The following is a 22,977-nucleotide window of genomic DNA, read 5'->3' as shown; positions in this document are numbered from 1 at the left end:
GAGGAAAGACACATCCATGACCCTCATGCGAGCTGCGCGCCTGCACCTGCCCACCCACACGCTGACGATCGAGGAGGTACCCCGGCCGACACCCGGCCCCGGCCACGTGCTCATCGAGGTTGCGGCGGCCGGTGTGTGCATGTCCGACGTCCACCTCATCGACGGCACCCTCGGCCGTCCTCCGCACCTCCAGGGCGACACCGTCACCGTCGGCCACGAGGTCTCCGGCACGATCGCCGAACTCGGTGACGACGTCACCCAGTTCACCCTCGGCCAGCGGGTGGTCCTGCAGGCGGGTGACATCAGGGGCGGTCAGATGCATACCCGCGGAGTGGACTTCGACGGCGGATGGGCCGAATACGCCCTGGCGAGCGTCGAGTCCGTGTTCCCCCTGCCCGACTCCCTTCCGTTCGAGCAGGCGGCGATCATCCCCGGCGCCGTGTCGACCCCGTGGGACGCCATCGTACGCACCGCCGCCGTCCGGCCGGGCGAGGCGGCCGGTGTCTGGGGCGTGGGCGGTCTGGGAGCCCACGCCGTGCAGCTGCTGCGGGCCGTCGGCGCTTTCCCGATCATCGCGGTCGACCCGGTTGCCGCCGCGCGAGGGCGGGCGCTGGACCTCGGTGCGGACCTCGCCCTCGACTCCGGCGACCCGACGTTCAGGGAGCAGGTACTGTCCGTCACCAAGGGACGGGCTCTGAACGCGGCGTTCGACTTCGCCGGCGTCACCCCAGTGCACGAGCAAGCCTTGAGCGTCCTGGCGCCAGAAGGCCGCCTGATCCTGGCCGGACTGTCCGGCCGGCCGCTCGTCGTGAACGACAGCACCATGTTCAGCTACCTGAAGCACGAGATCCGCGGGCACTTCGGCACCAAGCTCGACGCCGTACCGCAGCTCGTGGAACTCGTGGACGGCGGACGGCTCGACTTCTCCCTGTCCATCACCGACGTACTGCCCCTGGAGAAGGCGAGCGTCGCTGTAGAGCGCCTGCACACGAAGGAGGGCAACCCGCTACGCCTGATCCTCAAGCCCTGAGTCGCACCAGGCCCTCACTGTTCCGGCCCCAGCCTCATATTGGCCTGCCCAGCATCCGTTTACACAGGCAGTTCACCGGCGGAGTGGCATGGGGCGTCCTCCAATTCTCAGCAGACCACCGACCGGGCCCTGACCTCGCACCGGCGCCATGCGCCTTCTCGTGTTCCGCGAACGAAACCACGGCCCTCCGGTCGTGGTTTCTCGTGTTCCGGCACCAGTGCCCCCGGTCACCGCCACTCCTAGGGTTCCGGTACTTCCCGTTGCTGCGACGTGAACTCCCCGCTTCCCGCAGCGGAACAACGCCCTGCCGTGCCGGCAGAAGGAGAGACCGTGAACCAACCCCTCTCGCTCGCGCACCTCGTGCGCGACCGTGCCGGCACCGACACCGACGTCCTGACCTTTGAGCACGAGGGGTGCACCCAGGTACGCACGTACGGAGACCTCTGGGCCTACGCCCTGCGGCTCGCCGACGTCTTCTCGGCGCTGGGCGTCCCCCGCTCGGACGGCTTCGGCCTCCTGCTCCACAACGCACCCGAGTTCGTCGAGTCCATGATCGCCGCGAACGTGCTCGGAGCGGTGCATAGCCGGCCACGTATGGCCCTGCTCTGTGACTGATCACGGACGCCTTCTGCGACCCTGACAGGGTGCGGAATTTCGGTTCCAATGTGGATTACCCGGTTGTACATACTGACCAGGGGATCGCCGATCATGCATGGGTGGCAGAGGCTGGCTTGGTTGCTTCATGCCGAGGTGCGCCTAGAGCCGCAGACGCGGCGTAGAGCGCGGAACATGGTAGAGATCCGACCGGTCCGTGGCTGGTCGGGACTGCGCGGACTTGCAATGGTTCGCTACTGAGCGTCATGGAGTGACTGTGTACAGTGACTGCGGATCTCGGTTGTCTGGAGGGAAAAGCTGCCTCCAGACAACCGATTTGTAGCTCTAGAAGAACCCAAGTTTCTGCGGACTGTATGAAACAAGAACGTTCTTCGTCTGCTGATAGTGCTCCAGCATCATCTTGTGCGTCTCACGCCCGATGCCCGAGCCCTTGTAGCCGCCGAACGCCGCGTGCGCCGGGTAGGCGTGGTAGCAGTTCGTCCACACGCGGCCCGCCTGGATGGCGCGGCCCGCGCGGTACGCGGTGTTGATGTCCCGCGTCCAAACGCCCGCGCCAAGGCCGTACAGCGTGTCGTTGGCGATCTTGATGGCGTCGTCGAAGTCGTCGAAGGACGTCACCGAGACGACCGGCCCGAAGATCTCCTCCTGGAAGATCCGCATGCGGTTGTCGCCCTCGAAGATGGTCGGCTGGACGTAGTAGCCGCCCTTCAACTCACCCTCGTGCTCGATGCGTTCGCCGCCCGTGAGGACCTTGGCGCCTTCCTGTCGGCCGATATCCAGGTAGGAGAGGATCTTCTCCAACTGGTCGTTGGAGGCCTGCGCGCCGATCATCGTGTCCGTGTCGAGCGGGTGGCCGGTCTTGATCTGCTCGGTGCGGGCGACCGCCGCCTCCATGAACTCGGCGTACTGGCCGCGCTGCACCAGCGCCCGGGACGGGCACGTGCACACCTCGCCCTGGTTGAGCGCGAACATCGTGAAGCCCTCGAGCGCCTTGTCCCGGAAGTCGTCGTCGGCCCCCCAGACGTCGTTGAAGAAGATGTTCGGGGACTTGCCGCCGAGTTCGAGCGTGACCGGGGTGATGTTCTCCGAGGCGTACTGCATGATCAACCGGCCGGTCGTCGTCTCGCCGGTGAACGCCACTTTGGCCACCCGGGAGCTGGACGCCAGCGGTTTGCCCGCCTCCACGCCGAAGCCGTTGACGATGTTGACCACGCCGGGCGGGAGCAGATCGGCGACCAGGCCGAGCCAGTAGTGGATGGACGCCGGGGTCTGCTCGGCCGGCTTGAGCACCACCGCGTTGCCCGCGGCCAGCGCCGGCGCGAGCTTCCACGTCGCCATGAGGATCGGGAAGTTCCACGGGATGATCTGCGCGACCACGCCGAGCGGCTCGTGGAAGTGGTACGCCACCGTGTCGTCGTCGACCTCGCCGAGCGAGCCCTCCTGGGCGCGGATCGCGCCGGCGAAGTAGCGGAAGTGGTCGATGGCCAGGGGGATGTCGGCGGCCAGCGTCTCGCGCACCGGCTTGCCGTTCTCCCAGCTCTCGGCGACCGCCAGCTGTTCCAGGTTCGCCGCCATACGGTCGGCGATCTTGAGCAGGATGTCGGCGCGCTCGGTCACCGAGGTCCTGCCCCACGCGGGGGCGGCGGCGTGCGCCGCGTCCAGCGCCCGTTCCACGTCCTCCGCCGTGCCCCGCGCGATCTCGGTGAACGGCTGCCCGTTCACCGGCGACGGGTTCTCGAAGTACTGCCCCCGGATCGGCGGCACGTACTCACCGCCGATGAAGTGGTCGTAGCGCGCCTGGTAGGAGACGATCGCACCCTCGGTGCCAGGTGCCGCGTAACGGGTCATGCTGGTCTGCCTCCCTGCAGAAGCGCTGCCCGCCGTTGGGCAGCTCTCGGCGCGAGGCTAGGGACGGCCAGGTTGCAAGTACGTTGCGCGGGGCGGGCGTTCGGTCAGCGCTTCGGTCGGCGCTCCCCGGCGGGCCGTGCAAGGCGTGCGGGGCGTGCGGACAGTGCGGGGTGTGCGGACAGGGCGGACAGTTCGGACTCCAGCGCGGCCAGTCGCGACCGCACCGCCGCCGTCGGGCGCACCGTGGCGAGAGCCCGCCATACGTCGAGGTCGTCCTCGCCCCATGGCGCGTGCGCCCAGTCGGCCAGCAGGTCGGGGTCGCGGCGGGCGATCAACGCCGTACGGAGTCCGTCGGCCAGGCGGCGCCTGAGCCGCACCACCGCCGGTGCCTGGGAACCGGGCAGCAGCGGACCGGCGTACGCCATGGCCGCGCCCGTGACCGCACCGGTTTCCAGACGACGCTCGACGACCGCCACGTCCGACTCGACCGGCACCGTGAGCCGGTAGGGCCGCGAGCCGAGCAGCCCGGGGCCGAGTATCCGGCGCAGGCGGGCCAGTTCGGCGCGCAGTGTCACCGGCGTCACCGACTCGTCCTCGTACAGCGCGCACTGCAGCTCGTCCCCGGTCAGCCCCTCCGGGTGGCGGGCCAGCAGCACTAGGATCTCGCTGTGCCGTCGGCTGAGCCTGACCCGGCGGCCGTCGCTGAGGAACTGCGCCTCGTCGCGGCCCAGCGCGGACAGCTCCGGTGTGTCGGCCGCGGGCACCGGCGGGGCGAGCAGCGCCAGATGGGACTCCGCCGCACGCGCGACCGCCTGCACGAACCCCAGGCTGTGCGGATGCGCGAGCCCGTCGCCGCCGGTGATGTCCACCGCCCCGAGCACCCGTCCGGTGCGTGGATCGTGCACCGGCGCCGCCGCACAGGTCCAGGGCTGGACCTGGCGGATGAAGTGCTCGGCCGCGAAGACCTGCACCGGCCGGTCCACGGCGACCGCCGTGCCCGGTGCGTTCGTCCCGACCGCGGTCTCCGCCCATCGCGCGCCCGGCACGAAGTTCATCCGCCCCGCCCTGCGCCGGGTCGTCGGATGGCCCTCGACCCACAGCAGCCTGCCGTGCACGTCGCACACCGCGAGCAGATGCTCGCCGTCGGCGGCGAACGTGCCCAGCAGCTCCCGGAACAGCGGCATCACCCGCGCCAGCGGATGCTCCGCGCGGTAGGCGCCGAGATCCCCGTCGGCCAGCTCCACGCTCGCGGTCCCGTCCGGACCGACACCGGCCCGCGCGGAACGCCGCCACGAGTCGGCCACCACGGCACGCACCGGCTGCGGCACGGTCCCCACCTCGGTGAACGTCTCATGCGCACGACGCAGTACCTGTACACGCTCGGCGGGGTCGGCCCCAGGTTCCAGGGCCACCCACGGATCGGTCAACTCGGCCTCCCGGGAAGGCGGTGCGGCTGGGGACATCGTCACTCCGGGTACGCGGACGGACAACCTCTTCGACTGGGGTCACTTGAACTGGGCACACCGGTTCGGTTCTGGTGCGGCCGGTCTCAGGCTGAGTTGACCAGTCGTATATAGCGCGCCCAGTCCCAGTGCGGACCGGGATCGGTGTGGTCCGTGCCCGGAACCTCGTAGTGCCCGATGATGTGCTCCCGGTCCTTCGGAATGCCGTACTTTTCGCAGATCGCCGCCGTCAGCAGCGCCGACTTCTCGTACAGGACGCCGGTGAAGTAGCCGGATTGGTCCACCCAGCCCTCGTGCTCGATGCCGATGCTGCGCGCGTTGTGGTCCCAGTCCCCGGCGTGCCAGGCGATGTCGGCCTCGCGCACGCACTGGGACGTGTGTCCGTCTCCTGATCGGACGACGTAGTGGGCGGACACCTTCTTCCTGGGGTTCTCGAAGACGAACAGGGTTTTGGGGTAGGTGGTCTGTGTCACGTGGATGATCACCCGGTCGACCTGGTGGGTCGTGGGGCGGTTCGCCACCGTGTAGTTGGCGGTGCTCGCCGGCCGCCACACAGCGGGCGGGTAGTCGGGTGCCGGGACGTGGGCACCGGCCCGCCGTTCGGGGAGCAGGACATACGGGACGGCGGCGAGGACGGTGCCTTGGAGGAGGCGCCGTCGGCTGGATCGTGGTCTTGCGCGTTCCAAAGGGGGCATTGCCTTTCAGCGTTGAGAGCCTGTTCCTGATGCTTGCATGACATGCGATCGATTCTTCGATCTAGGACTTCAAGGGCGGAACTCGTTCGCGGTCTGGCTTCCTGAGTGTGATGTAACTGCCGCCCTGGCGGCGTTTCTTACCCCGGTACTGGCTCGTTAGCCCTGGTGACCGAGGGGGAGGAAACCACGTGGGTGGACAGAGTTTGCGGCAGGTGGTAAGGGAGATCATCGCCAAGCAGGCTCCAGGCGAGCTGACGCTACTGGACGGGATGGCTTCGCTGGATGACGGGGAAATCACGCGTGTTTTCCGTCGCTCCCGTGAGCGGCGTGATCCGCTCGGCTTCGGGGTCACCGAAGTAGCCGCGCTCGTCACTCCGGTGGTTTGGCTGGTGGTCAATGAGTTGGCTCAGCGTGGGGCGGCTGCGGCCGTGGACGGGGCCAGCCGCCGGGGTCTCGCTTGGCTGCGCCGGCTTCGGGGCCAGCCTTCGCCGCCGATGGAGGTACCACCCCTTTCGCCTACGCAGCTCACAGAGGTACGAGCCAAAGTCCACGCGCGGGCGCTGGCGGCGGGCATGGAGTCAGGGCAGGCCGAGGGGCTGGCCGACGCCGTGGTGTCGGGACTGGCTGTCTCGCCGGAGGAATCCTGAATGGGCTCTACCCCTGAGGACCAGCGTGTCCTGGGGCAGGGCACCACTCGCCGGTGCGCGTTGTTCTTGATCCTGGTCGCGACGCTCGCGTTGGGACTTCCCCTGTGTACAGCGCAGGGTCTGAACTCTGGCCGGTCCCCCAAAGCCCCTCCGATCGGGCCTCCGACCGACTCCATGATCGGGCATCCTCTGGACACCGGCAGCCTGGAAAGACCGGCACGGGCCCGTCAGTACGATGCCACTGTCCTGGATGCCGCCGTTCCCTTCGCCCTGTGCGGGTGTGGGCTGATGCTGGTAATTGCGGTGGCACTGTACCTGTGCGGGCCCTTATGGCGGCTGCGCGGCGGTCGTCTTGATGAGATCAGGCCTGACGCTGACGGGGACGCTGAGGCGTTGTTGCTTCCCGAGGCTCTGCTGCGACTGGCGCGGCGGTCCGGGGTTGTGCCGCCGCCGGTGTTCTTACGCAACCCGCGCCGCCTCACGGCAGGAGCCGTCACCGTCGGCAGTGCCGGTCGGTACGTCATCGTCCTTGACAACGGTCTGTGCGCCCTACATCCCGACAGACGCAAGACTCGCCACATCTTCGATGCGGTGGTGCTGCACGAGCTGGCGCACATCCGCAACCGTGACGTCGAACTGGGGGTTGCCGTCAGGGCCTTGTGGCAGGCTTTCTGCATCGTCATCGTCTTGCCCTGTGGCGCGGTGCTGGCCTGGCTGTCCGTGGGAGAGTTCACCGGCAGTATGCACACGCACTGGCCGGGCGAGGGGCCGTCGCCGCTGTGGACAGCGGCCATGCTGGCCACCTTGGTCGCCATGACGTATGCGACCTACACCGATTTCCTGCGCAGTCGCGAGTTGTGCGCCGACCTGGACGCAGTCGACTGGGGCGCCGATCCGAGAGCCTGGTGCGATCTGGCCATGAACGCGATGGGTTCCGGCTGGGACAAGACAGCCTGGGACGCCGGGCCGAAGGGATGGAGCGATCTGCTTGCCTGGGTACGCAAAGCGCGCCCGCTGCGGGCGGCTACGCGCCCCTGGCATACACATCCCGGCTGGTGGCGGCGCTACCGGGCCCTGAGACGCCTCGACCATACAGGCGGGCCGAACGGCAGCTGCACCCAGGCCGTGCTCTTGATGGGGACCATCATGGTCCTGCTGTACATGTTCTTCAGCGTGCTCGTTCCCGCCTCCCGGCTGGCACCTCTTCCTTCCCTGTTGTTCTACTCGGGGCTGGTGCTGTGCGTCTCGCTCGGACACGGCCTGACACGCCATCCCAATGTTCAGCTCCGCCCCCAGCCTCGTCCCTTCGGCGCTGGTGCGCATGGCGGGGCACGCCGAACTGTCGTGCACGTAACGTGCGTACTCCTGCTGTTTCTGATCGACCCGCTCGGCCTTCTGTTGCGTGGCGCCTGACACGTGATGGATGAACGAACGGGCCGTACGGTGGCCGTATGGGCAGGGACGAGGCGCCCCGGCTGCGGCTGGTCGTGGTCGCGGACGACGACTCCGGGCCGCGGGTGTGCCGTGGGTGCGGAGGTCCGCTGATGCCAGCGGCGAAGGCGACGGCGGTGTTCTGCTCATCTGCGTGCCGGTCGCCGAACTGGCGGCGGATGCGGCGGGCGCGGGCGAGGACCGAGGCGGTGAAAGCCGGCGTGACGGCCAGATGCCCGGAGTGCGGGACGTCTTGGACGGTCGGAGTCGAACGTCCCGTCTCGGCAACGTACTGCTCTCCCGGCTGCCGCAAACGGGCCTGGCACAGGCGGCGCACGCAGCAGCGCAAGTTGTGAGACCGAGTATCCGGCGGCTATGGACCTGCTCCACAACCGGGGCCGTGCGCCCTTTCCGACGGCCGGAGGCCGTCGGATGGCGCGAAGTATCGGGCCGTCAGGGCCAGTTGGTGGCATGGAAGGGTGCCGCACCGGGGCCCGTGGGGGTGGTGTCCGGATGCCCGCGATGATCGGCAGTGTGACCCGGGAACGCTACGACGAGCTGGTCAAGCTGGGACGGGATTGGGTCGCCACGATGAGCGGCGCCCAGTGGCGGATTGGCGATGCGGCCATGGAGATCGAGCCGATGCGCTCGTATGGGGGTGCGAATCCGTCCGGGAAGGACGACCTGTTCACGGTCAGCGAGGCCATCCGGCTATTCGCCGAGGACATCGGCCTGTCGTACTCCACGGTCCGGGGCTACCGGTGGGTGGCCTCCCGCTGGCCGAAGGAGCGTCGGCGGGCGGACGTCTCGCACACGATCCACAAGATCCTGGCCGGTATCCAGGATCCCGAGGAGCGGTTCGAGGCGGTGAACACCCCCCCCCGCCCACCCCGCGCGGCGGCCCGCCCCGCTGGACGCACGACAGCGCGAAACGCGTAGTGGGCTGGAAGGTCGACACCCCGGAGAGCGTGCAGGAGAAGGTGGAGGCCATCCACGACCTGGCCGCCGACGACACGGTTGCCTCGGTGGTGACCACCGACTTCCTGCGCCGTCCTGCGGTCGCTTCGAAGGCCATGGCCGATGACACCGCCCGGCACGCGGTTAACGAGGCTCAGTTCGACCGGTTCCGCCAGCAGGCCCAGTTCGTGCACGAGGAAGCTGCCCCGCAGCTGCAGCGCATGGAGCACAGCGCCCAGTTCATGGACCTGGTCGCGGCCTGCGCGCAGTTCGTCACGACGGCCGGGCGGATCGTGCCGAACCTGCGCGGCGAGCACTACGACGACGCCGAACGCGGCACCATCGGCCGGGGACTTGCGAGGGTGCGCGCCGCGGCCGACTGGATCGAGGGCGCCGTCACCCGTGGCGAGGTCGACCTGGACGAGCAGCTTGAGAAGCTGCTGAAGGGCTCGGGTGAGTAGGCGATGGGGCGGGGCGTCCCCGCTCACGTCCACGCCGAAGCGATCCTCAGCGCCCTGCAGGAGGCCCGCCCCGCCGGACTGACCATCACCCAGCTCATGGCCGCCACCGAACGCACCCGCGCGCAGATCCACACCGGGCTCGCGCACCTGCGGCAGGTCGCGGCCGCGCGTGGTCTTCCGCCTGTGACCTGGGACAGGAAGTGGGGGTATCGGCTGCTGGACGACGCGCCGGAGGTCTGGATCGGCTACGAGCGGGCGTTCTTCGACACCGTGCACCACCATGTCGAGAACTTCATCGCCGGGATTCTGCTCCCGCACCAGAAGAAGACCCCTGACGACCCCTATATCCGCACCGTCATGGCCCAGATGGGCGCGATCGAGTCCACCCTCCAGCTGCTGTCCAACCTGGAGTGAACCGGAAAGGCAGGCAACGGGCCGCGACCGCCCCGCAGTTGGCTTCCTCCCCAGGTCGCGGCCCCACGCCGTCATGATGCTGCCCTGCTACCACTACCCCTCCGACGCCAGCGACCTCGAATGGGCCCTGCTCGAACGCCTTCTCCCGACGCCCGCATGCCAGACCCCGAAGGGCGGCGCGCCCGAGAAGTGGCCCCGGCGACGGGTGGTCGACTCGATCCGCTACATCGTCGACAACGGGGCGAAATGGCGCGCGCTGCCCGCCGACTTCGGCATCCCCTGGCGCACCGTGTTCGGGTACTTCGCCCGCTGGGCGAAGGCCGGCGTGCTCAAGTGGATCTTTGACCAGCTCCGCCGACGGCTGCGGCTGCGCCGTCGGCGCTGTCCCTTGCCGGTGCGGGTGATCGTGGACTCTCAGTCCGTCAAAGGTGCGGAGACGGTGTCGAACGCGACACGCGGGTGCGATGCAAACAAGCACATAAACGGGCGGAAGCGACATCTCCTGGTTGACCAGGACGGCCTGCTCGTCGATCTGCTCGTCACCCCCGCCGACGTCCAGGACCGCGACGCGGCCCGCATCCTGCTGACCCGCCTTCACGCCGAACACCCCGAAATCGTCCTGGTCTGGGCGGACGACAGCTATGGCGGAGAGGAGTTCAGCACCTGGGCCCAGGACACCCTCGGCATCACAATCAAGGTCGTTCCCCGCCCCAAGGACGCCGACGGCTTCGTCGTGCTACCGAAGCGGTGGGTGATCGAGCGGTCGAATTCGTGGACGATGCGGGCCCGACGCAACGCACGGGATTACGAGCGCCTGATGGCCCATGCCGAGGCGCACATCCAGTGGGCGTTCATCACCCTCATGACTCGCCGCCTGACCCGGCCGCGCCGCCAGCCCGAGACGGCCCGGTCGCCCTCGCGGCAGCCGCCTGAGAACCTCGCATCCCGCACTGACCAGGGCAGAGCGCGGGTGCATCCTGAGGATGGAGCCTGCCGCAAGGAGGCCGACATGGGACCCCGAGAAGAAGAACTCGCTCTACGGCACCAGGCCGCCATCCTCGACGCGTATGCCGACGAACTGGAGCGGGGCTACCCCTGCCCGTGGTGCGGCGAGCCCACAGTGCACTTCCGGGACGAACCCGCCGGGCGGAACTGGTGCCCGTTCTGTGACTGGGACCCGCCCGAACCCACGAACCCGGACTGGTGAGCCTTCCGACGCCGTTCGGATGCCCGTCCATCGACGCCAACCCGAACGGCAAACAGAATCATCATCGCGCTTCATAGCGCTGTGACCTGCGGAAAGAGGTTGTGACACAGCTTCTGAGTTCGGCCGGGGCGCTCAGCGCAGAGTCGCTGCCGTCTCCCGCAGCCGTGCATGAAGTCCGCGGTGCGTCTCGCGTGCGGGCAGCCACTGCTTTCGGATCTTGGCCACGCACGTGTAGTTGGTGTCGCACACATTGGCCAGCGGCGACTCGACGGCCTGGGTCGCGAACTGGTACGCGTCCAGCTCACCGAACCCGTAGTCGCGCACCAGCCACTGCACCAGGTCGAGCTGGGATATCCGGAACGCGTCCTCCAGCGGCCGGGCCGAGCCCGTCGAGATGATGTGCGTGTCCGACTCGATGCGCGGCCAGGGTGTGGCGAGCCCCTTGAGCAACTCGACGATCACCACGGTGTTCATCGCGCACTCGACCGCCACCCCACAGGTCTCGCCCTCGCCCTGCCGGGCGTGCCCGTCGCCGAGGCTGAGCAGCGCGCCCTCGACGTTCACCCCGAGATAGCAGGTGACGCCCGCCCGCATCTCGGGCGTGTCCATGTTCCCGCCGTGCGCGTCGGGCACCAGGGCCGAGCGCACCTCCAGATTGGCGGGGGCCACCCCGACCGTGCCGTGCATCGGATCCATGGGCAGCTCGGCCTCGATGTCACTGTCGTGTGCCCGGAACAGCGCCGTACGTCGTGTCCGGTCGAGCTGCCAGATCCAGACGGTCTCCGGGAGCGGCGGTTGCAGCGTGGCCGTGGTGTGCGTGGAGGTCAGTGCGCCGAACAACGGGACCGTGGTCGACGCGGCCCAGTCCCGGGCCGGTTCGATCGCCACGAAATGCACGGCGATCGTGTCACCCGGCTCGGCGCCCTCGATGTGGAAGGGGCCTGTCTGCGGGTTGAGGTAGGGGAACTCGCACACCTGAGACACCAGGTCCTTCTCCGACCGCACCCGCCCGGCGAAGCAGTCCTCCGTGTACAGGTCGAGAACCGTGCCGGGTGCGATGCGCGCCACGGGCGGTGCGCCGCCGAACGTCCAAGCGTATTCGCCCGGTTCCGGGCGCACGGTCAGGATCCGGGGGTCGCTCATCGCTGCACAGCTCCATTCTGCGGAAGGCCGGTGGGGGAGGGGTCGTCGAGGTGCACACGAGCGGTCTCGGCTATGCGCCCCGGGTGGCGCCGTATGAGCACGACCAACACCACGACCCCGGCCGCCATCCACACACCGACCACGGATCCCGCGTACGACACTGGCGCGGTCAGCTCGGAGACGAAGTCGAAGACGGGCAGTCCCGCCGCGGTCAGCAGCGCGGGCACGAACGCGGCGATGCCGAGGACGGGCAGGAGCAGATGCCGTACGGGCTTGAGCGCCTCGCGCCTGCGGCGCAGGAAGTAGCCGGCACAGGCGAGGTTCACCACGATGTACACGCCGATCACGACCGTCACGATCACCGTGGCCAGCAGCAGGAACGCCGTCACCGGGTCGTAGGCCAACCCCAGCCCCAGCACGGCGCCGATCGCGACGACGGTCTGCACGGCGATACCGGCGACGGGGGAGCGGTACTTGGGGTGCAGCACGGCAAGGAAGCGGGGCAGGACGCGGATGCGGGCCAGGGCGAAGGCGGTCCGGGTGGAGACGTTGGCGCACGCGTTGGCGTTGGCGATGGCCGAGTTGACCACGGCCAGGAACACCAGCACCCAGAACAGCCCGAACGACGCCCGGGCCACGCCCTCCCAGGACGCGTCGCCGGAGGCCCCGAACTCCCCGAAGCGGTCCGGCCCGTAGTACACGGTCATGGCGTAGGTGGTGAGTACGTAGAACAGGCCGATTCCGAGGGCCGCGCCGAGCACCGCGCGGTGCATCGTCCGGCGCGGGTTCCGTGTCTCCTCGGCCAGCGGTGCCGCGGCCTCGAACCCGGCGAAGGCGAGCACCGTGTAGACCGACCCGGCGAACACTCCGCTGAGGCCCGCGTGGCCCTCCGCGGTGTGCGACGTCCCGAACACGGACAGCGTGTTGTCCCCGCCCGCCTTGCCGATCAGCCAGCCGGCGAACACCACGAGGACGAGAACCTCGAAGACCCCGAGGACCGTGCCGAACCGGGCAGAGGCACGCACCCCCAGGTACCCGGAGACGGCGATGATCGCGGCCCCCGCGAGCGCCCACGGCCACCACAGGTCCGCCGGATACGAGGACCATTCCTGGTGCAGCGTGCCCGCCGTCGTGAAGCCCAGCTGCAGAAGCAGCAGCGGCGGGACGAGTGCCTCGACGAACACATAGCCCCAGCCGACGAGGAAACCCACGGCGGGATGCAGCCCCTGCGCCACATACGTGGACACCGAGCCCGCGGCCGGCAGCTCCCGCGCCAGCTCGGCGACGCACGACGCGGTGAACAGACACGCCACCAGAGCGATCAGCACCGACAGCGGCAGGCTTCCGCCCGCGAAGGCCGCCCCCGCCGGAATGGACGCCGCGACCGCCGCGGCCGGCGCCATGGCCGTGATGCTCTGGAACAGGACCTCGCGCAACCCGATCGCGTCGCGCCGCAGCCCTGTCGTCGCTTGCCCCGCCGTATCCCCCGACATGTGAATCCCCCTCATTCACCCGGATGCACCCCCGTCGCCATGACACGACAGCTGCGCCTCGCGTGAATCACGGTACGGCGCGGGCGGGGTGGGCAGAAGAGCGCGCCGGGTTTCCGTGGACAGCCGCGGGATTGTGGATAACTCGCTCACTCACACGAGTGAACTCGGCCTGGGTTCACGCTTGTTCGGCATGCATCGAGGCCTGTCCCGTCCGGAATCAGGCCTGTTCCGCCACCGCCACCGGATCGTCCAGCACCGCTCGCACCACCGAGTGCGCGGCCCCCAGCAACGGCCCCTCGGGACCCAGCCGCGACACGGACACCGGACAGGCGGGCCCCGCGGTGCGCCGGTCCAGCTCGGCCTCCAGCGACGGCAGCAGCCAGGGCGCGAGCCCGGCCAGCGCGCCGCCCAGCACCACGCTCTCGGGGTCCAGCAGATTGACCGCGCCGGTCAGTGCGACACCGAGCGCCGTTCCCGCGTCGCGCAGGGCCCGCCGTACGTCCTCGTCGCCCTCGGCGGCACGCCCGGCGAGCAGCCCGACGCGGTCCTCGTCCGACTCCAGACCGGCCGCGCGCAGCACCGCCTCCTCACCGGCGTACTGCTCCAGACACCCTCGCCCCCCGCACGGGCACTCGGGGCCGTCCGGCTGGACCGGTACATGCCCCAACTCGCCGGCGAAACCACGCGTTCCGTGCAGCAGCCTGCCGTCCACCACGACCGCCGCACCGATGCCGATCTCCGCCGACACGTGCAGGAAGTCACGCGCAGTGCCGTCGCCGAGCCAGAGTTCGGCGAGTGCGCCGAAGTTGGCCTCGTTGCCCACGGTGAGCGGGAAGTCCACCGGCAACAGAGCACCGAGGTCGGTGTCGCGCCAGTCGAGGTTCGGCGCGCGTACGACCGTACGGGCGTCCCGCGCGACCAGACCGGGCACCGCGACCGCCAGACCGGCGGGCCACAGCCCTGCGCGTTCGGCCTCGGCGAGAACCTGGTGCAACAGCTCGGTCAGTTCCCCGATCACCGGTGCGGGGGCCCGGCCGCGGTTCGCGCCGTGCCGCACCGCCCTGGACCGCACCTCGCCGCGCAGATCGACCGCGCAGACGGCGAGGTGGTCGACGCCGACCTCCGCCCCGATCCCGGCCGGCCCGTGCCCGCTGACGGCCAGTGCCGACCCGGGACGGCCCACCCGGCCGGGCCGCTCGGGACCGAGTTCCTCCAGCAGTCCCGAGCGGATCAGCTCGTCGACGAGCGTGGACACCGCCGCTCGGGTCAGGCCTATGTGGGAGGCGACGGCGGCCCGCGAGAGCGGCCCCTCGGCACTCACGGTGTGCATCACCCGCGCGAGGTTGCGGCGGCGCATGCCCTGCTGGGTGTTGGGCAGCGCGCGGCCGGGGCCGGCCGGGTGGGCCTCGTGCAGCGGTGCGGTCATGCCTCCGTCCGTCCTCAGTGAGCTTCGGGGCTCCGCTGAAGCAGCGGGGCCGCGTCGGAGAGTACCCCGCTGATCCTGGTCAGCGTCTCCTCGTCCCGTTCCACGGCGTCGAGCACCGGTCCGCGCGTGGTGTTCCAGCGCCGGGCGACCGCGGCCGGATCCTCGCCGGTCAGCAGGCCGGCCGCCTGGGCCGCCGCACCGAGCGCGACCAGTTCCTTGGCCTCGGGGACCTGCACCGGGCGCCCCGACAGCCGCCGTGCGGTCTGCTGCCAGGCCGTGCCACGGGCGCCGCCGCCGATCAGCAGCAGCGGGGCCGAGCGGTCCGCGTCCTCGTCCAGGACCAGGTCCAGGGCGCCGAGCAGCGCGTGGACCGCGCCGTCGTAGGCGGCCTGCAGGAGCTGGCCGGCGGTCGTGTCGTGGCGCAGGCCGTGCAGGAGACCGGAGGCGTTCGGCAGGTTCGGGGTGCGTTCGCCGTCCAGGTAGGGCAGGAGCGTGAGGGCGGTGGTCGGTTCCACGGCCTCGCGGTCGAGGCCCAGCAGGGTCGCGAGGCGATCCACGGCGAGTGTGCAGTTCAGGGTGCAGGCCAGCGGCAGCCAGTCGCCGTGCGCGTCGGCGAAGCCCGCCACGGTGCCGGTCGGATCGGCGGGACGCCGCTTCGACACGGCGTACACCGTGCCCGACGTGCCGAGGCTCAGCACGGGCATGCCGGGACGCAGCCCGAGGCCCAGTGCGGCGGCGGCGTTGTCGCCGGTGCCGGGGGCGACCAGGGTGCCCTTGGAGAACGGCAGGTCGTGGCTGTCGCGCACGGTGCCCGCGACCTCGCCTGGCCGGACCACACGGGGCAGCAGCGCCGGATCGAGCCCCACGCGCGCGAGGATCTCCTCGTCGTACGATTCCGTGCCCGACGCCCACCAGCCCGTGCCGGAGGCGTCACCGCGGTCCGTGGTGCCCTGCCCCGTGAGGCGTTCGGTGAGGTAGTCGTGGGGGAGGCGTACGGCCTTGGTGGCCCGGACGGCCTCCGGCTCGTTCTCGGCCAGCCAGGCCCACTTCGTGACCGTGAAGGAGGCGGCCGGGACGGAGCCGGTGCGCTCGGCCCAGAACTTCGCGCCGCCCAGTTCCTCGGTCAGGCGGCGGGCCTGCGGCGCCGAGCGCACGTCGTTCCACAGCAGAGCCGGGCGTACCGGCTCGCCCCGGTCGTCCAGCGTGACCAGGCCGTGCTGCTGCCCGCCGATCGACACCGCGGCGGCCTCGTGCGCGGCGTCGCCGCACTGGCGCAGCGCCTCGCACAGGGCGTCCCACCACTGCCGTGGGTCGCTCTCGCGGCCGGCCCCGGAGGACACCGTGTGCGGTGCCTGGCCGCTCGCGACGACCTGCCCGGTCGACGCGTCGACGACCAGTGCCTTGGTGGACTGGGTGGACGTGTCCACACCGACGACGAGCGGACCCTCGGCTGCTGACATCGGGCTCTCCCTCTTTCCGCGGCTCTGCGGGATCTGACCTGCTGTTTCGAGGGTGCCCCGGACGACCACGAGCCGGACCTCACCCCTTCAGGGACATCTTGTCCCTTCCCAGGGACGCGTCGGCATACTAATTTGTAAACCGCCATGACGAAATAGTCGTAGCGAGTCGTAGCAAGCAGTCGTCCGCAAGCAAGGAGCCGCGGCATGAGCTACCAGCCCACCCCCGAGGACAGGTTCACCTTCGGCCTGTGGACCGTCGGCTGGCAGGGACGGGACCCCTTCGGCGACGCCACCCGCCGTGCCCTCGACCCGGTCGAGACGGTGCAGCGCCTGGCCGAACTCGGCGCCCACGGCGTCACCTTCCACGACGACGACCTGATCCCCTTCGGGTCCTCGGACACCGAGCGCGAGGCGCACATCAAGCGCTTCCGTGAGGCCCTCGACGCGACCGGCATGAAGGTGCCGATGGCCACCACCAACCTCTTCACGCACCCCGTCTTCAAGGACGGCGCGTTCACCGCCAACGACCGTGACGTGCGCCGCTACGCCCTGCGCAAGACGATCCGCAACATCGACCTCGCGGTCGAACTGGGTGCCAGGACGTACGTCGCCTGGGGTGGCCGCGAGGGCGCCGAGTCCGGCGCCGCCAAGGACGTGCGCGTCGCTCTCGACCGCATGAAGGAGGCCTTCGACCTCCTCGGCGAGTACGTCACCTCGCAGGGCTACGACCTGAAGTTCGCGATCGAGCCCAAGCCGAACGAGCCGCGCGGCGACATCCTGCTGCCGACCGTCGGCCACGCGCTGGCGTTCATCGAGCGCCTGGAGCGCCCCGAGCTGTACGGCGTCAACCCGGAGGTCGGCCATGAGCAGATGGCCGGGCTCAACTTCCCGCACGGCATCGCGCAGGCGCTGTGGGCGGGCAAGCTCTTCCACATCGACCTCAACGGCCAGTCCGGCATCAAGTACGACCAGGACCTCCGCTTCGGCGCCGGCGACCTGCGCTCCGCGTTCTGGCTGGTCGACCTCCTGGAGAGCGCCGGCTACACCGGGCCCCGCCACTTCGACTTCAAGCCGCCGCGGACCGAGGACCTCGACGGCGTGTGGGCGTCGGCCGCGGGATGCATGCGCAACTACCTCATCCTGAAGGAGCGTTCGGCTGCCTTCCGCGCCGACCCCGAGGTCCAGGAGGCCCTGCACGCCTCGCGTCTGGACGAGCTGGCGCAGCCGACGGCGGCGGACGGCCTGAAGTCGCTGCTCGCGGACCGCACGGCCTTCGAGGAGTTCGACGTCGAGGCGGCCGCCGCGCGCGGGATGGCCTTCGAGCGCCTCGACCAGCTGGCGATGGACCACCTGCTGGGCGCCCGCGGCTGAGGCCACGCGCGCGTGGCCGACGCCGCCTTGCCGCGTGTGACCGTCCGTCGAGGGATCCGGTCACACGCGGTACGGGTTGTTGACCGGTCTCCGCGCGGAATGTTCCGGAATCATGCGGTCCAAGGCGTGGGTCCGTATCAACTCCCGTGTGGGGGTCGCGTCCTGACCGATGCGAGGCGACCCTTGACGGTATGGCCATGCCGCCCGTACCGCCTCAGCCGCCCGGACCTCCGGGTGACACGCCGCCCCCGGGCGGCTTCGGACCGCCTCCTGAAGGCTTCGGCCCCGGACCGGGGACAGGAGGCGGCCATGAGTCCACAAGGGGATACGGGGCCCCTGGAGGCTATGGTCCTCCTCCGGGCGACAGCGGCCCGCCCTCGTACGGTGGCTGGCCGCCGCCGGAACCGTCCCGGGGAGGCGGTGGACCGGGGCGTCGGCGGAATCCGCTCTTCATCCTGCTCGCCGTGATCGTGGCCGTCGGAGCGGTCGTGGTGGTCGTCCTGATGGCCTCGGGCAGCGACGACTCGCCCGGCGAGAACCCGCCCGCCGAGAGCAGCACGAGCGGCTCGCCCAGGCCGTCCTTCAGCATCCCGACCGAGCTCCCCAGCAAGCTGCCGAGCGAGCTGCCGACATCGCTGCCGTCCGGGTTCCCCACCGAACTGCCCAGCGGCTTTCCGAGCGATCTCGAATCGCTGCTCCCGTCGCTGGCGGACGAGCTGCCGTAGTCACGGCCCCGGCCGGGTGCGGATGCGCGCGGTACGCGCGCGTGGCGCTCCGCGGCGGCCAGATTTGGAGCCTGCGCGGAACGCCGCACGACCCTGAGGTGAATGCGGAACGACGGGCACTCGTCGAAACCGACGTCGCTCACGCCGAGAAGGTGGACGGCAGCCGACGGCCCCGACCAGGGCCAGTCACCCAGGTCGGGGCCGCCGGGCATGCCCTACGGCTGCTCCTCCTCGGCCGCAAGCTGCGCGGAAGCCAACGCTGTTGCCGGGTCCTGCGCAGGGCCTCCTGCCGGCACCCAGCGGCCGCGTTCCTCGCGGTACGGCCACCAGCGTCCGTCCCGTCCCAGGCGCAGTTGGCTCGGCGCGCCGATGACCGTCCACCGGTTGCCCTGCGCCCGCAGCGACGGCTGTTCGTCCTCGTCCCAGGCCGAGTCCAGGGCGGCACGCGCGCGTGCGAGTGTCTCGCCCGCGACGGTCCACTCCTCGTCGAGCACGGACAGCGCGGCGACGCCCCCGAGGCGCCAGGCGCGTACGGCCATCGCCAGCCCCTCGTGGCCGCGCCCCGAGCCGTCGGCCAGCCGCTGCGCCACGCTCGCGGACGCGGAGCCGGAGGCTGCCAGGCGGACGGCATCCTGGTCGAGCGTCAACTCCGCTTCCGCAGCGTGCTGTTCAGGAGCGGCTCGCAGAGCTTCCGCCAGCATGCGGTGTGCTTCCGCGGCGGTCCGGGCGGCCAGGAACTCCAGCGCGGCCGGGTCGACGCCGGGCGTGGGAGGTGTCTCGGTGTCCAGCGAAGGCGGCACTCCTGGCTCGGCCGGCAGCTCGGGCAGGGCGGGCAGCGGCGGCAGGATGTCGCCCGTCGCATAAGCCTCGGCGGCATCCACGCCCTCCGGATCGGATGACACGGACGGTTCCGACGGCTCGTCGGCGGGTGCGGCGCTGCGGGCCTGGAGGTCGTCCAGGAGGTCGCGTTCGCCCCGTCCGCGCATCAGCAGCAGCACGAAGGGGTCCTGGTCCAGGAGCCGTGCCACCTGGTAGCAGAGGGCCGCTGTGTGCCCGCAGTGGTCCCAGGCGCCGCAGTCGCACTCCGGCTCCAGGTCTCCCATGCCCGGCAGCAGTTCGATACCTGTGGCGGCGGCGTCCTCCACCAGGTGCGGTGGCATGTCGCGATCGAGCAGCGCGGCGACATGGCCGGCCCGCTCGACGGTCATGTCCAGGAAGCGGTCCCACTGTTCGCCGGTCAGCTCCTCCAGCAGTACGTCGGCCCGGTGCGGCGTACGGTCGCGGCCGTGCACGACGGCGGTGATGCGTCCCGGGCGTACCGACACCGCACCGACCGCTCCCGCGCGCGCGAGCCTGCGGCCGGCCTTGAGCTGCTTCGAGTCCAGCGCCGTCTCCTCCAGCCCCTTCAGCCAGGCCTGGCCCCACCATGTCTGTGCGAACCCCCGCCCGTGCGCGGGCGGCAGTGCGGCGAACGTGCGCTCCATGTCACCGTCGTGTCGAGTCATCGGGCGCCCCCTCGCAGTTCCACCAGATCGGCCAGTTCCGCATCCGTCAGCTCCGTCAGTGCCGCCTCGCCGGCGCCGAGCACCGCGTCGGCCAGTTCCCGCTTGCGGCTCAGCATGTCGGCGATACGGTCCTCGATGGTTCCCTCGGCGATGAGCCGGTGCACCTGCACGGGCCGGGTCTGGCCGATGCGGTACGCGCGGTCCGTGGCCTGCGCCTCGACGGCGGGGTTCCACCAGCGGTCGTAGTGCACGACGTGTTCGGCGCGGGTGAGGTTCAGGCCGGTGCCCGCCGCCTTCAACGACAGCAGGAAGACCGGTACTTCACCGTCCTGGAAGCGCCGCACCAGAGCCTCCCGCTCGGCCACAGGCGTTCCGCCGTGCAGGAACTGCGAGCGCATGCCACGGGCCGCCAGATGCCGTTCGATGAGGCGTCCCATGCGCACGTACTGTGTGAAGACCAGGACGCTCGACCCCTCGGAGAGGATGGTGTCGAGCAGTTCGTCCAGCAGTTCCAGCTTTCCCGAGCGTCCGGCGATCCTCGGCCGCTCCTCCTCCTTGAGGAACTGCGCCGGGTGGTTGCAGATCTGCTTCAGACCCGTCAGGAGCTTCACGATCAGACCGCGCCGGGCCATGCTGTCGGCACCGGCGATCTCCGCGAGGGTCTCGCGGACCACGGCTTCGTACAGACCCGCCTGTTCCGCGGTGAGGGACACGGCACGATCGGTCTCCGTCTTCGGCGGCAGCTCCGGCGCGATCCCCGGATCCGATTTGTGCCGGCGCAGCAGGAAGGGCCTCACGAGCCGGGCGAGGCGTTCTGCGGCGGCCGGATCGTGACCCCCCTCGACGGCCTGCGCGTAGCGGGCGCGGAAGGTGCTGAGGCGGCCCAGCAGGCCGGGCGTCGTCCAGTCGAGGATCGCCCACAGCTCCGACAGGTTGTTCTCCACGGGGGTGCCGGTGAGCGCCACGCGTGCGCGTGCGCCGATGGAGCGCAGCTCCCGCGCGGTCGCCGAGTACGGGTTCTTCACGTGCTGGGCCTCGTCCGCCACGACCATGCCCCACGGCACCTCGGCGAGCCGGCGCGCGTCCAGCCGCATCGTGCCGTACGTGGTGAGCACGAACTCCCCGTCCGCCACGGCCTCCAGATCACGCCGAGACCCGTGGAAGCGGCGCACGCGCGTGCCGGGTGCGAACTTCTCGATCTCGCGCTGCCAGTTGCCCATCAGGGACGTCGGACACACCACCAGCGTCGGACCGGCCGACGATGCGTCGCCCTGCCGGTGCAGATGCAGTGCGATGAGCGTGATCGTCTTGCCGAGGCCCATGTCGTCGGCCAGACAGCAGCCCAGGCCCAGGGACGTCATCCGGACCAGCCAACTCAGGCCACGCCGCTGGTAGTCCCGCAGCGTCGCCGCGAGGGCGGCGGGCTGACCCACCGGCTCCTGTCCCTCGGGGTCCGCAAGGCGCTCGCGCAGCGCCGCCAGCCACCCTGTGGGCCGCACCTCGACCTGGTGGCCGTCCACCTCGGTGGAGCCCGTCAGAGCGGCGCCGAGCGCGTCGATGGGCGTCACCTTGCGGTCCTGCTGCGCGCGGGCGCGGCGCACCTCCTGAGGATCGACGAGGACCCACTGGTCGCGCAGCCGCACCACGGGGCGGTTCGCCTCTGCCAGCCGGTCCAGCTCCTCGCGTGTGAGCCGCTGGTCGCCCAGTGCGAACCGCCAGTTGAAGGCGAGCAACGCGTCGGCCGACAGGAGCGACGGCGTCTCCGAGGAGACCCTGCCGGGCGCGGACTCGTCGTCCGGTGGACCGATCACCGCGCGGGTGGTCAGTGTGCGGGCCAGCGCTTTGGGCCAGTGCACGTCGACACCGGCACCGGCGAGGGCTCGCGTGCCCTCTCCCAGGAGGTCGGTCACCTCCTCGTCGGCGAGTTCCACGGCGTCCGGCACGGCGGCCGAGAGCAACGGCGTGAGCGGATTCCAGGCCCGCGCGGCCCGGCGAAGCGCCAGCAGGGCGTCCATCCGCGCGCGCGGACCGAAGGCGCCGGATCCCGCCCACACGTCGCCCGCATCCGCGACCAGCGTCGGATCACTCACGCTGTGCACCTGCAGCACCGCCCGGAACGACAGCCCTGCGTCACCCTGCGTCGCCGCGGCGAGGCCGGGGACCTCCAGCCGCAGCGAGAGCCGTACGCCCGCGTCGTGGCCGGAGGCGACATCGGCCGCCCACGCACGCTGTTCGGGCAGGTGCTGTGGCTCCTGAGCCGCATAGGCGGGTGCGCCCGTCACCAGCGCTGCCGCGGGGGAGCGGGGAAGCGCGTCGGCGACCGCGTCCAGGAAGGCCCGCAGCAGCCGCTCCGGGTCCGGCAGCCTCAGTGGCTCGAAGCCCTCCAGCGGCACTGCGTGTGCTTCGGGCGGCATCGCGGCGGCAAGAGCGCGGATGCGTTCGACGTCCTCCGGGCGCAGGGGACCGGCGCGCCAGGCGTCATGGTCCTGTGCCGAGATGCCGGGCAGCAGCAGGCCGCGTGCCACGAGTTGCAGGGCCAGCACGGCGGCCGTACCCCAGAACGCGGCCGCTCGGGGAGCCTGCGCGGAGGCACGATCACGCGTGAGCACAGGCAGGGCGGTGCGCACCGGCAGCACAACGGCCGGCACGTTCACCAGCTCGACTCCGTCCTCGCCGGGCAGGGCGACGGCCAGCTCCTCGACGGATCCGGACGCAACGAGCGGAACAGCGAGGCCGTCGGTTCGCCAGAAGGCGATCCGGCCGGTGCGGGCCGGATCGCCGGGTACGAAAACGGCTCGGCAGCAGGCCAGTTCGGAGATCTCGGTCGGTGTTGCCTCGGGAAGCCTCGGCACGCTCTGCAGCGCTCCTCAAATTTGACTACTCGGGTCGAGTGGCCGAGGGTACAGCATCTCGACGGCCATCCGGCAAGCTCGCCTCGTGACCTGGGTCACGCATCGGTCGACGTGGGTATCTCCTCTGTGCGGAGCCCGGCGCGTCGACCGCACATCGGATGTCACCGGAACTCCGTGACCAGTAGGGGCCGCACCTCAGGGTCGTCTCAGGGTCGCGGTTCGGAACCGCTGGAA

The 22,977-nt window shown here is 70.4% G+C and carries 19 protein-coding genes; 10 read left to right on the top strand and 9 right to left on the bottom strand.

Annotated features, from left to right (window positions below; translation table 11 throughout):
• The first annotated feature begins 16 nt into the window (after positions 1-16).
• Both PBV52_RS05405 and PBV52_RS05400 read left to right on the top strand, forming a co-directional pair.
• Positions 17-1,030, top strand: coding sequence for a zinc-binding dehydrogenase (locus tag PBV52_RS05405; RefSeq protein ID WP_274237126.1), 1,014 nt, complete (start codon positions 17-19; stop codon positions 1,028-1,030).
• 330 nt (positions 1,031-1,360) lie between these two features.
• Positions 1,361-1,645, top strand: a complete 285-nt coding sequence (locus PBV52_RS05400) for an AMP-binding protein (RefSeq protein ID WP_274237125.1) — start codon at positions 1,361-1,363, stop codon at positions 1,643-1,645.
• A 324-nt stretch (positions 1,646-1,969) separates the two neighbouring features.
• Here PBV52_RS05400 and adh read toward each other — a convergent pair whose 3' ends face one another.
• The 3 genes from adh to PBV52_RS05385 form a co-directional block, all read right to left on the bottom strand.
• Entirely contained in the window at positions 1,970-3,493 is a 1,524-nt protein-coding gene (gene adh / locus PBV52_RS05395; protein ID WP_274237124.1) for an aldehyde dehydrogenase, read from the bottom strand.
• A 104-nt stretch (positions 3,494-3,597) separates the two neighbouring features.
• Positions 3,598-4,956 carry a GAF domain-containing protein gene (locus PBV52_RS05390; RefSeq protein WP_274237123.1) on the bottom strand — a complete coding sequence of 453 codons (1,359 nt, stop codon included), beginning with the start codon at positions 4,954-4,956 and terminating at the stop codon, positions 3,598-3,600.
• A gap of 86 nt (positions 4,957-5,042) precedes the next feature.
• Positions 5,043-5,642: an N-acetylmuramoyl-L-alanine amidase gene (locus PBV52_RS05385; protein ID WP_274237122.1), complete on the bottom strand. Its 600-nt coding sequence runs from the start codon at positions 5,640-5,642 to the stop codon at positions 5,043-5,045.
• A gap of 197 nt (positions 5,643-5,839) precedes the next feature.
• Here PBV52_RS05385 and PBV52_RS05380 point away from each other — a divergent pair, with 197 nt between their 5' ends.
• The 6 genes from PBV52_RS05380 to PBV52_RS05355 all read left to right on the top strand — a co-directional run bounded on the left by PBV52_RS05380 (position 5,840) and on the right by PBV52_RS05355 (position 10,768).
• Positions 5,840-6,298: a hypothetical protein gene (locus PBV52_RS05380; RefSeq protein WP_274237121.1), complete on the top strand. Its 459-nt coding sequence runs from the start codon at positions 5,840-5,842 to the stop codon at positions 6,296-6,298.
• 174 nt (positions 6,299-6,472) lie between these two features.
• Positions 6,473-7,711: a M48 family metalloprotease gene (locus PBV52_RS05375; protein WP_274237120.1), complete on the top strand. Its 1,239-nt coding sequence runs from the start codon at positions 6,473-6,475 to the stop codon at positions 7,709-7,711.
• Between the two features lie 531 nt (positions 7,712-8,242).
• Positions 8,243-8,668 (top strand): DUF6192 family protein, encoded by a 426-nt coding sequence (locus tag PBV52_RS05370; RefSeq protein ID WP_274237119.1) that lies wholly within the window; start codon positions 8,243-8,245, stop codon positions 8,666-8,668.
• Positions 8,668-9,147 carry a DUF6192 family protein gene (locus tag PBV52_RS05365; RefSeq protein WP_274237118.1) on the top strand — a complete coding sequence of 160 codons (480 nt, stop codon included), beginning with the start codon at positions 8,668-8,670 and terminating at the stop codon, positions 9,145-9,147. Before PBV52_RS05370 ends, PBV52_RS05365 begins: the two co-directional genes overlap by 1 nt.
• A 3-nt stretch (positions 9,148-9,150) precedes the next feature.
• Complete coding sequence (locus PBV52_RS05360) at positions 9,151-9,561, top strand: RacP protein (RefSeq protein WP_274237117.1); 411 nt, start codon at positions 9,151-9,153, stop codon at positions 9,559-9,561.
• Positions 9,562-9,634: 73 nt separating this feature from the next.
• Positions 9,635-10,768 (top strand): IS5 family transposase, encoded by a 1,134-nt coding sequence (locus tag PBV52_RS05355; RefSeq protein ID WP_274237116.1) that lies wholly within the window; start codon positions 9,635-9,637, stop codon positions 10,766-10,768.
• A 132-nt stretch (positions 10,769-10,900) separates the two neighbouring features.
• On the opposite strand, the gene PBV52_RS05350 is transcribed toward PBV52_RS05355, so the two are convergent.
• The 4 genes from PBV52_RS05350 to xylB all read right to left on the bottom strand — a co-directional run bounded on the left by PBV52_RS05350 (position 10,901) and on the right by xylB (position 16,290).
• Positions 10,901-11,911 (bottom strand): acetamidase/formamidase family protein, encoded by a 1,011-nt coding sequence (locus PBV52_RS05350; protein ID WP_274237115.1) that lies wholly within the window; start codon positions 11,909-11,911, stop codon positions 10,901-10,903.
• Entirely contained in the window at positions 11,908-13,404 is a 1,497-nt protein-coding gene (locus PBV52_RS05345) for an APC family permease (RefSeq protein ID WP_274237114.1), read from the bottom strand. Before PBV52_RS05345 ends, PBV52_RS05350 begins: the two co-directional genes overlap by 4 nt.
• A 217-nt stretch (positions 13,405-13,621) precedes the next feature.
• Entirely contained in the window at positions 13,622-14,830 is a 1,209-nt protein-coding gene (locus PBV52_RS05340) for an ROK family transcriptional regulator (RefSeq protein ID WP_274237113.1), read from the bottom strand.
• Positions 14,831-14,844: 14 nt separating this feature from the next.
• Positions 14,845-16,290 (bottom strand): xylulokinase, encoded by a 1,446-nt coding sequence (xylB, locus tag PBV52_RS05335; protein ID WP_274237112.1) that lies wholly within the window; start codon positions 16,288-16,290, stop codon positions 14,845-14,847.
• A 204-nt stretch (positions 16,291-16,494) separates the two neighbouring features.
• On the opposite strand from xylB, the gene xylA reads away from it, so the two are divergent.
• Complete coding sequence (gene xylA, locus PBV52_RS05330; protein WP_274237111.1) at positions 16,495-17,661, top strand: xylose isomerase; 1,167 nt, start codon at positions 16,495-16,497, stop codon at positions 17,659-17,661.
• Positions 17,662-18,125: 464 nt separating this feature from the next.
• Positions 18,126-18,386, top strand: coding sequence for a hypothetical protein (locus PBV52_RS05325; RefSeq protein ID WP_274237110.1), 261 nt, complete (start codon positions 18,126-18,128; stop codon positions 18,384-18,386).
• A 215-nt stretch (positions 18,387-18,601) separates the two neighbouring features.
• Here the strand turns inward: PBV52_RS05325 and PBV52_RS05320 are convergent, their stop codons facing one another.
• Both PBV52_RS05320 and PBV52_RS05315 read right to left on the bottom strand, forming a co-directional pair.
• Complete coding sequence (locus tag PBV52_RS05320) at positions 18,602-19,891, bottom strand: SWF or SNF family helicase (RefSeq protein ID WP_274237109.1); 1,290 nt, start codon at positions 19,889-19,891, stop codon at positions 18,602-18,604.
• Complete coding sequence (locus tag PBV52_RS05315; protein ID WP_274237108.1) at positions 19,888-22,743, bottom strand: DEAD/DEAH box helicase; 2,856 nt, start codon at positions 22,741-22,743, stop codon at positions 19,888-19,890. Before PBV52_RS05315 ends, PBV52_RS05320 begins: the two co-directional genes overlap by 4 nt.
• Positions 22,744-22,977: the final 234 nt, after the last annotated feature.

It is taken from the genome of Streptomyces sp. T12 (assembly GCF_028736035.1).
GTDB lineage: Bacteria > Actinomycetota > Actinomycetes > Streptomycetales > Streptomycetaceae > Streptomyces.
The sequence above is the reverse complement of the archived record's forward strand: the minus strand, read 5'-3'. Positions and strand labels throughout refer to the sequence as shown.

Bases quoted from the DNA above. Each gene is read 5' to 3' on its own strand.
- PBV52_RS05405 (WP_274237126.1), top strand. From the start codon at position 17: ATGACCCTCATGCGAGCTGCGCGCCTGCACCTGCCCACCCACACGCTG.
- adh (WP_274237124.1), bottom strand. From the start codon at position 3,493: ATGACCCGTTACGCGGCACCTGGCACCGAGGGTGCGATCGTCTCCTAC.
- PBV52_RS05390 (WP_274237123.1), bottom strand. From the start codon at position 4,956: ATGTCCCCAGCCGCACCGCCTTCCCGGGAGGCCGAGTTGACCGATCCG.
- PBV52_RS05375 (WP_274237120.1), top strand. From the start codon at position 6,473: ATGATCGGGCATCCTCTGGACACCGGCAGCCTGGAAAGACCGGCACGG.
- PBV52_RS05370 (WP_274237119.1), top strand. From the start codon at position 8,243: ATGCCCGCGATGATCGGCAGTGTGACCCGGGAACGCTACGACGAGCTG.
- PBV52_RS05360 (WP_274237117.1), top strand. From the start codon at position 9,151: ATGGGGCGGGGCGTCCCCGCTCACGTCCACGCCGAAGCGATCCTCAGC.
- PBV52_RS05355 (WP_274237116.1), top strand. From the start codon at position 9,635: ATGATGCTGCCCTGCTACCACTACCCCTCCGACGCCAGCGACCTCGAA.
- PBV52_RS05350 (WP_274237115.1), bottom strand. From the start codon at position 11,911: ATGAGCGACCCCCGGATCCTGACCGTGCGCCCGGAACCGGGCGAATAC.
- PBV52_RS05345 (WP_274237114.1), bottom strand. From the start codon at position 13,404: ATGTCGGGGGATACGGCGGGGCAAGCGACGACAGGGCTGCGGCGCGAC.
- PBV52_RS05340 (WP_274237113.1), bottom strand. From the start codon at position 14,830: ATGACCGCACCGCTGCACGAGGCCCACCCGGCCGGCCCCGGCCGCGCG.
- xylB (WP_274237112.1), bottom strand. From the start codon at position 16,290: ATGTCAGCAGCCGAGGGTCCGCTCGTCGTCGGTGTGGACACGTCCACC.
- xylA (WP_274237111.1), top strand. From the start codon at position 16,495: ATGAGCTACCAGCCCACCCCCGAGGACAGGTTCACCTTCGGCCTGTGG.
- PBV52_RS05320 (WP_274237109.1), bottom strand. From the start codon at position 19,891: ATGACTCGACACGACGGTGACATGGAGCGCACGTTCGCCGCACTGCCG.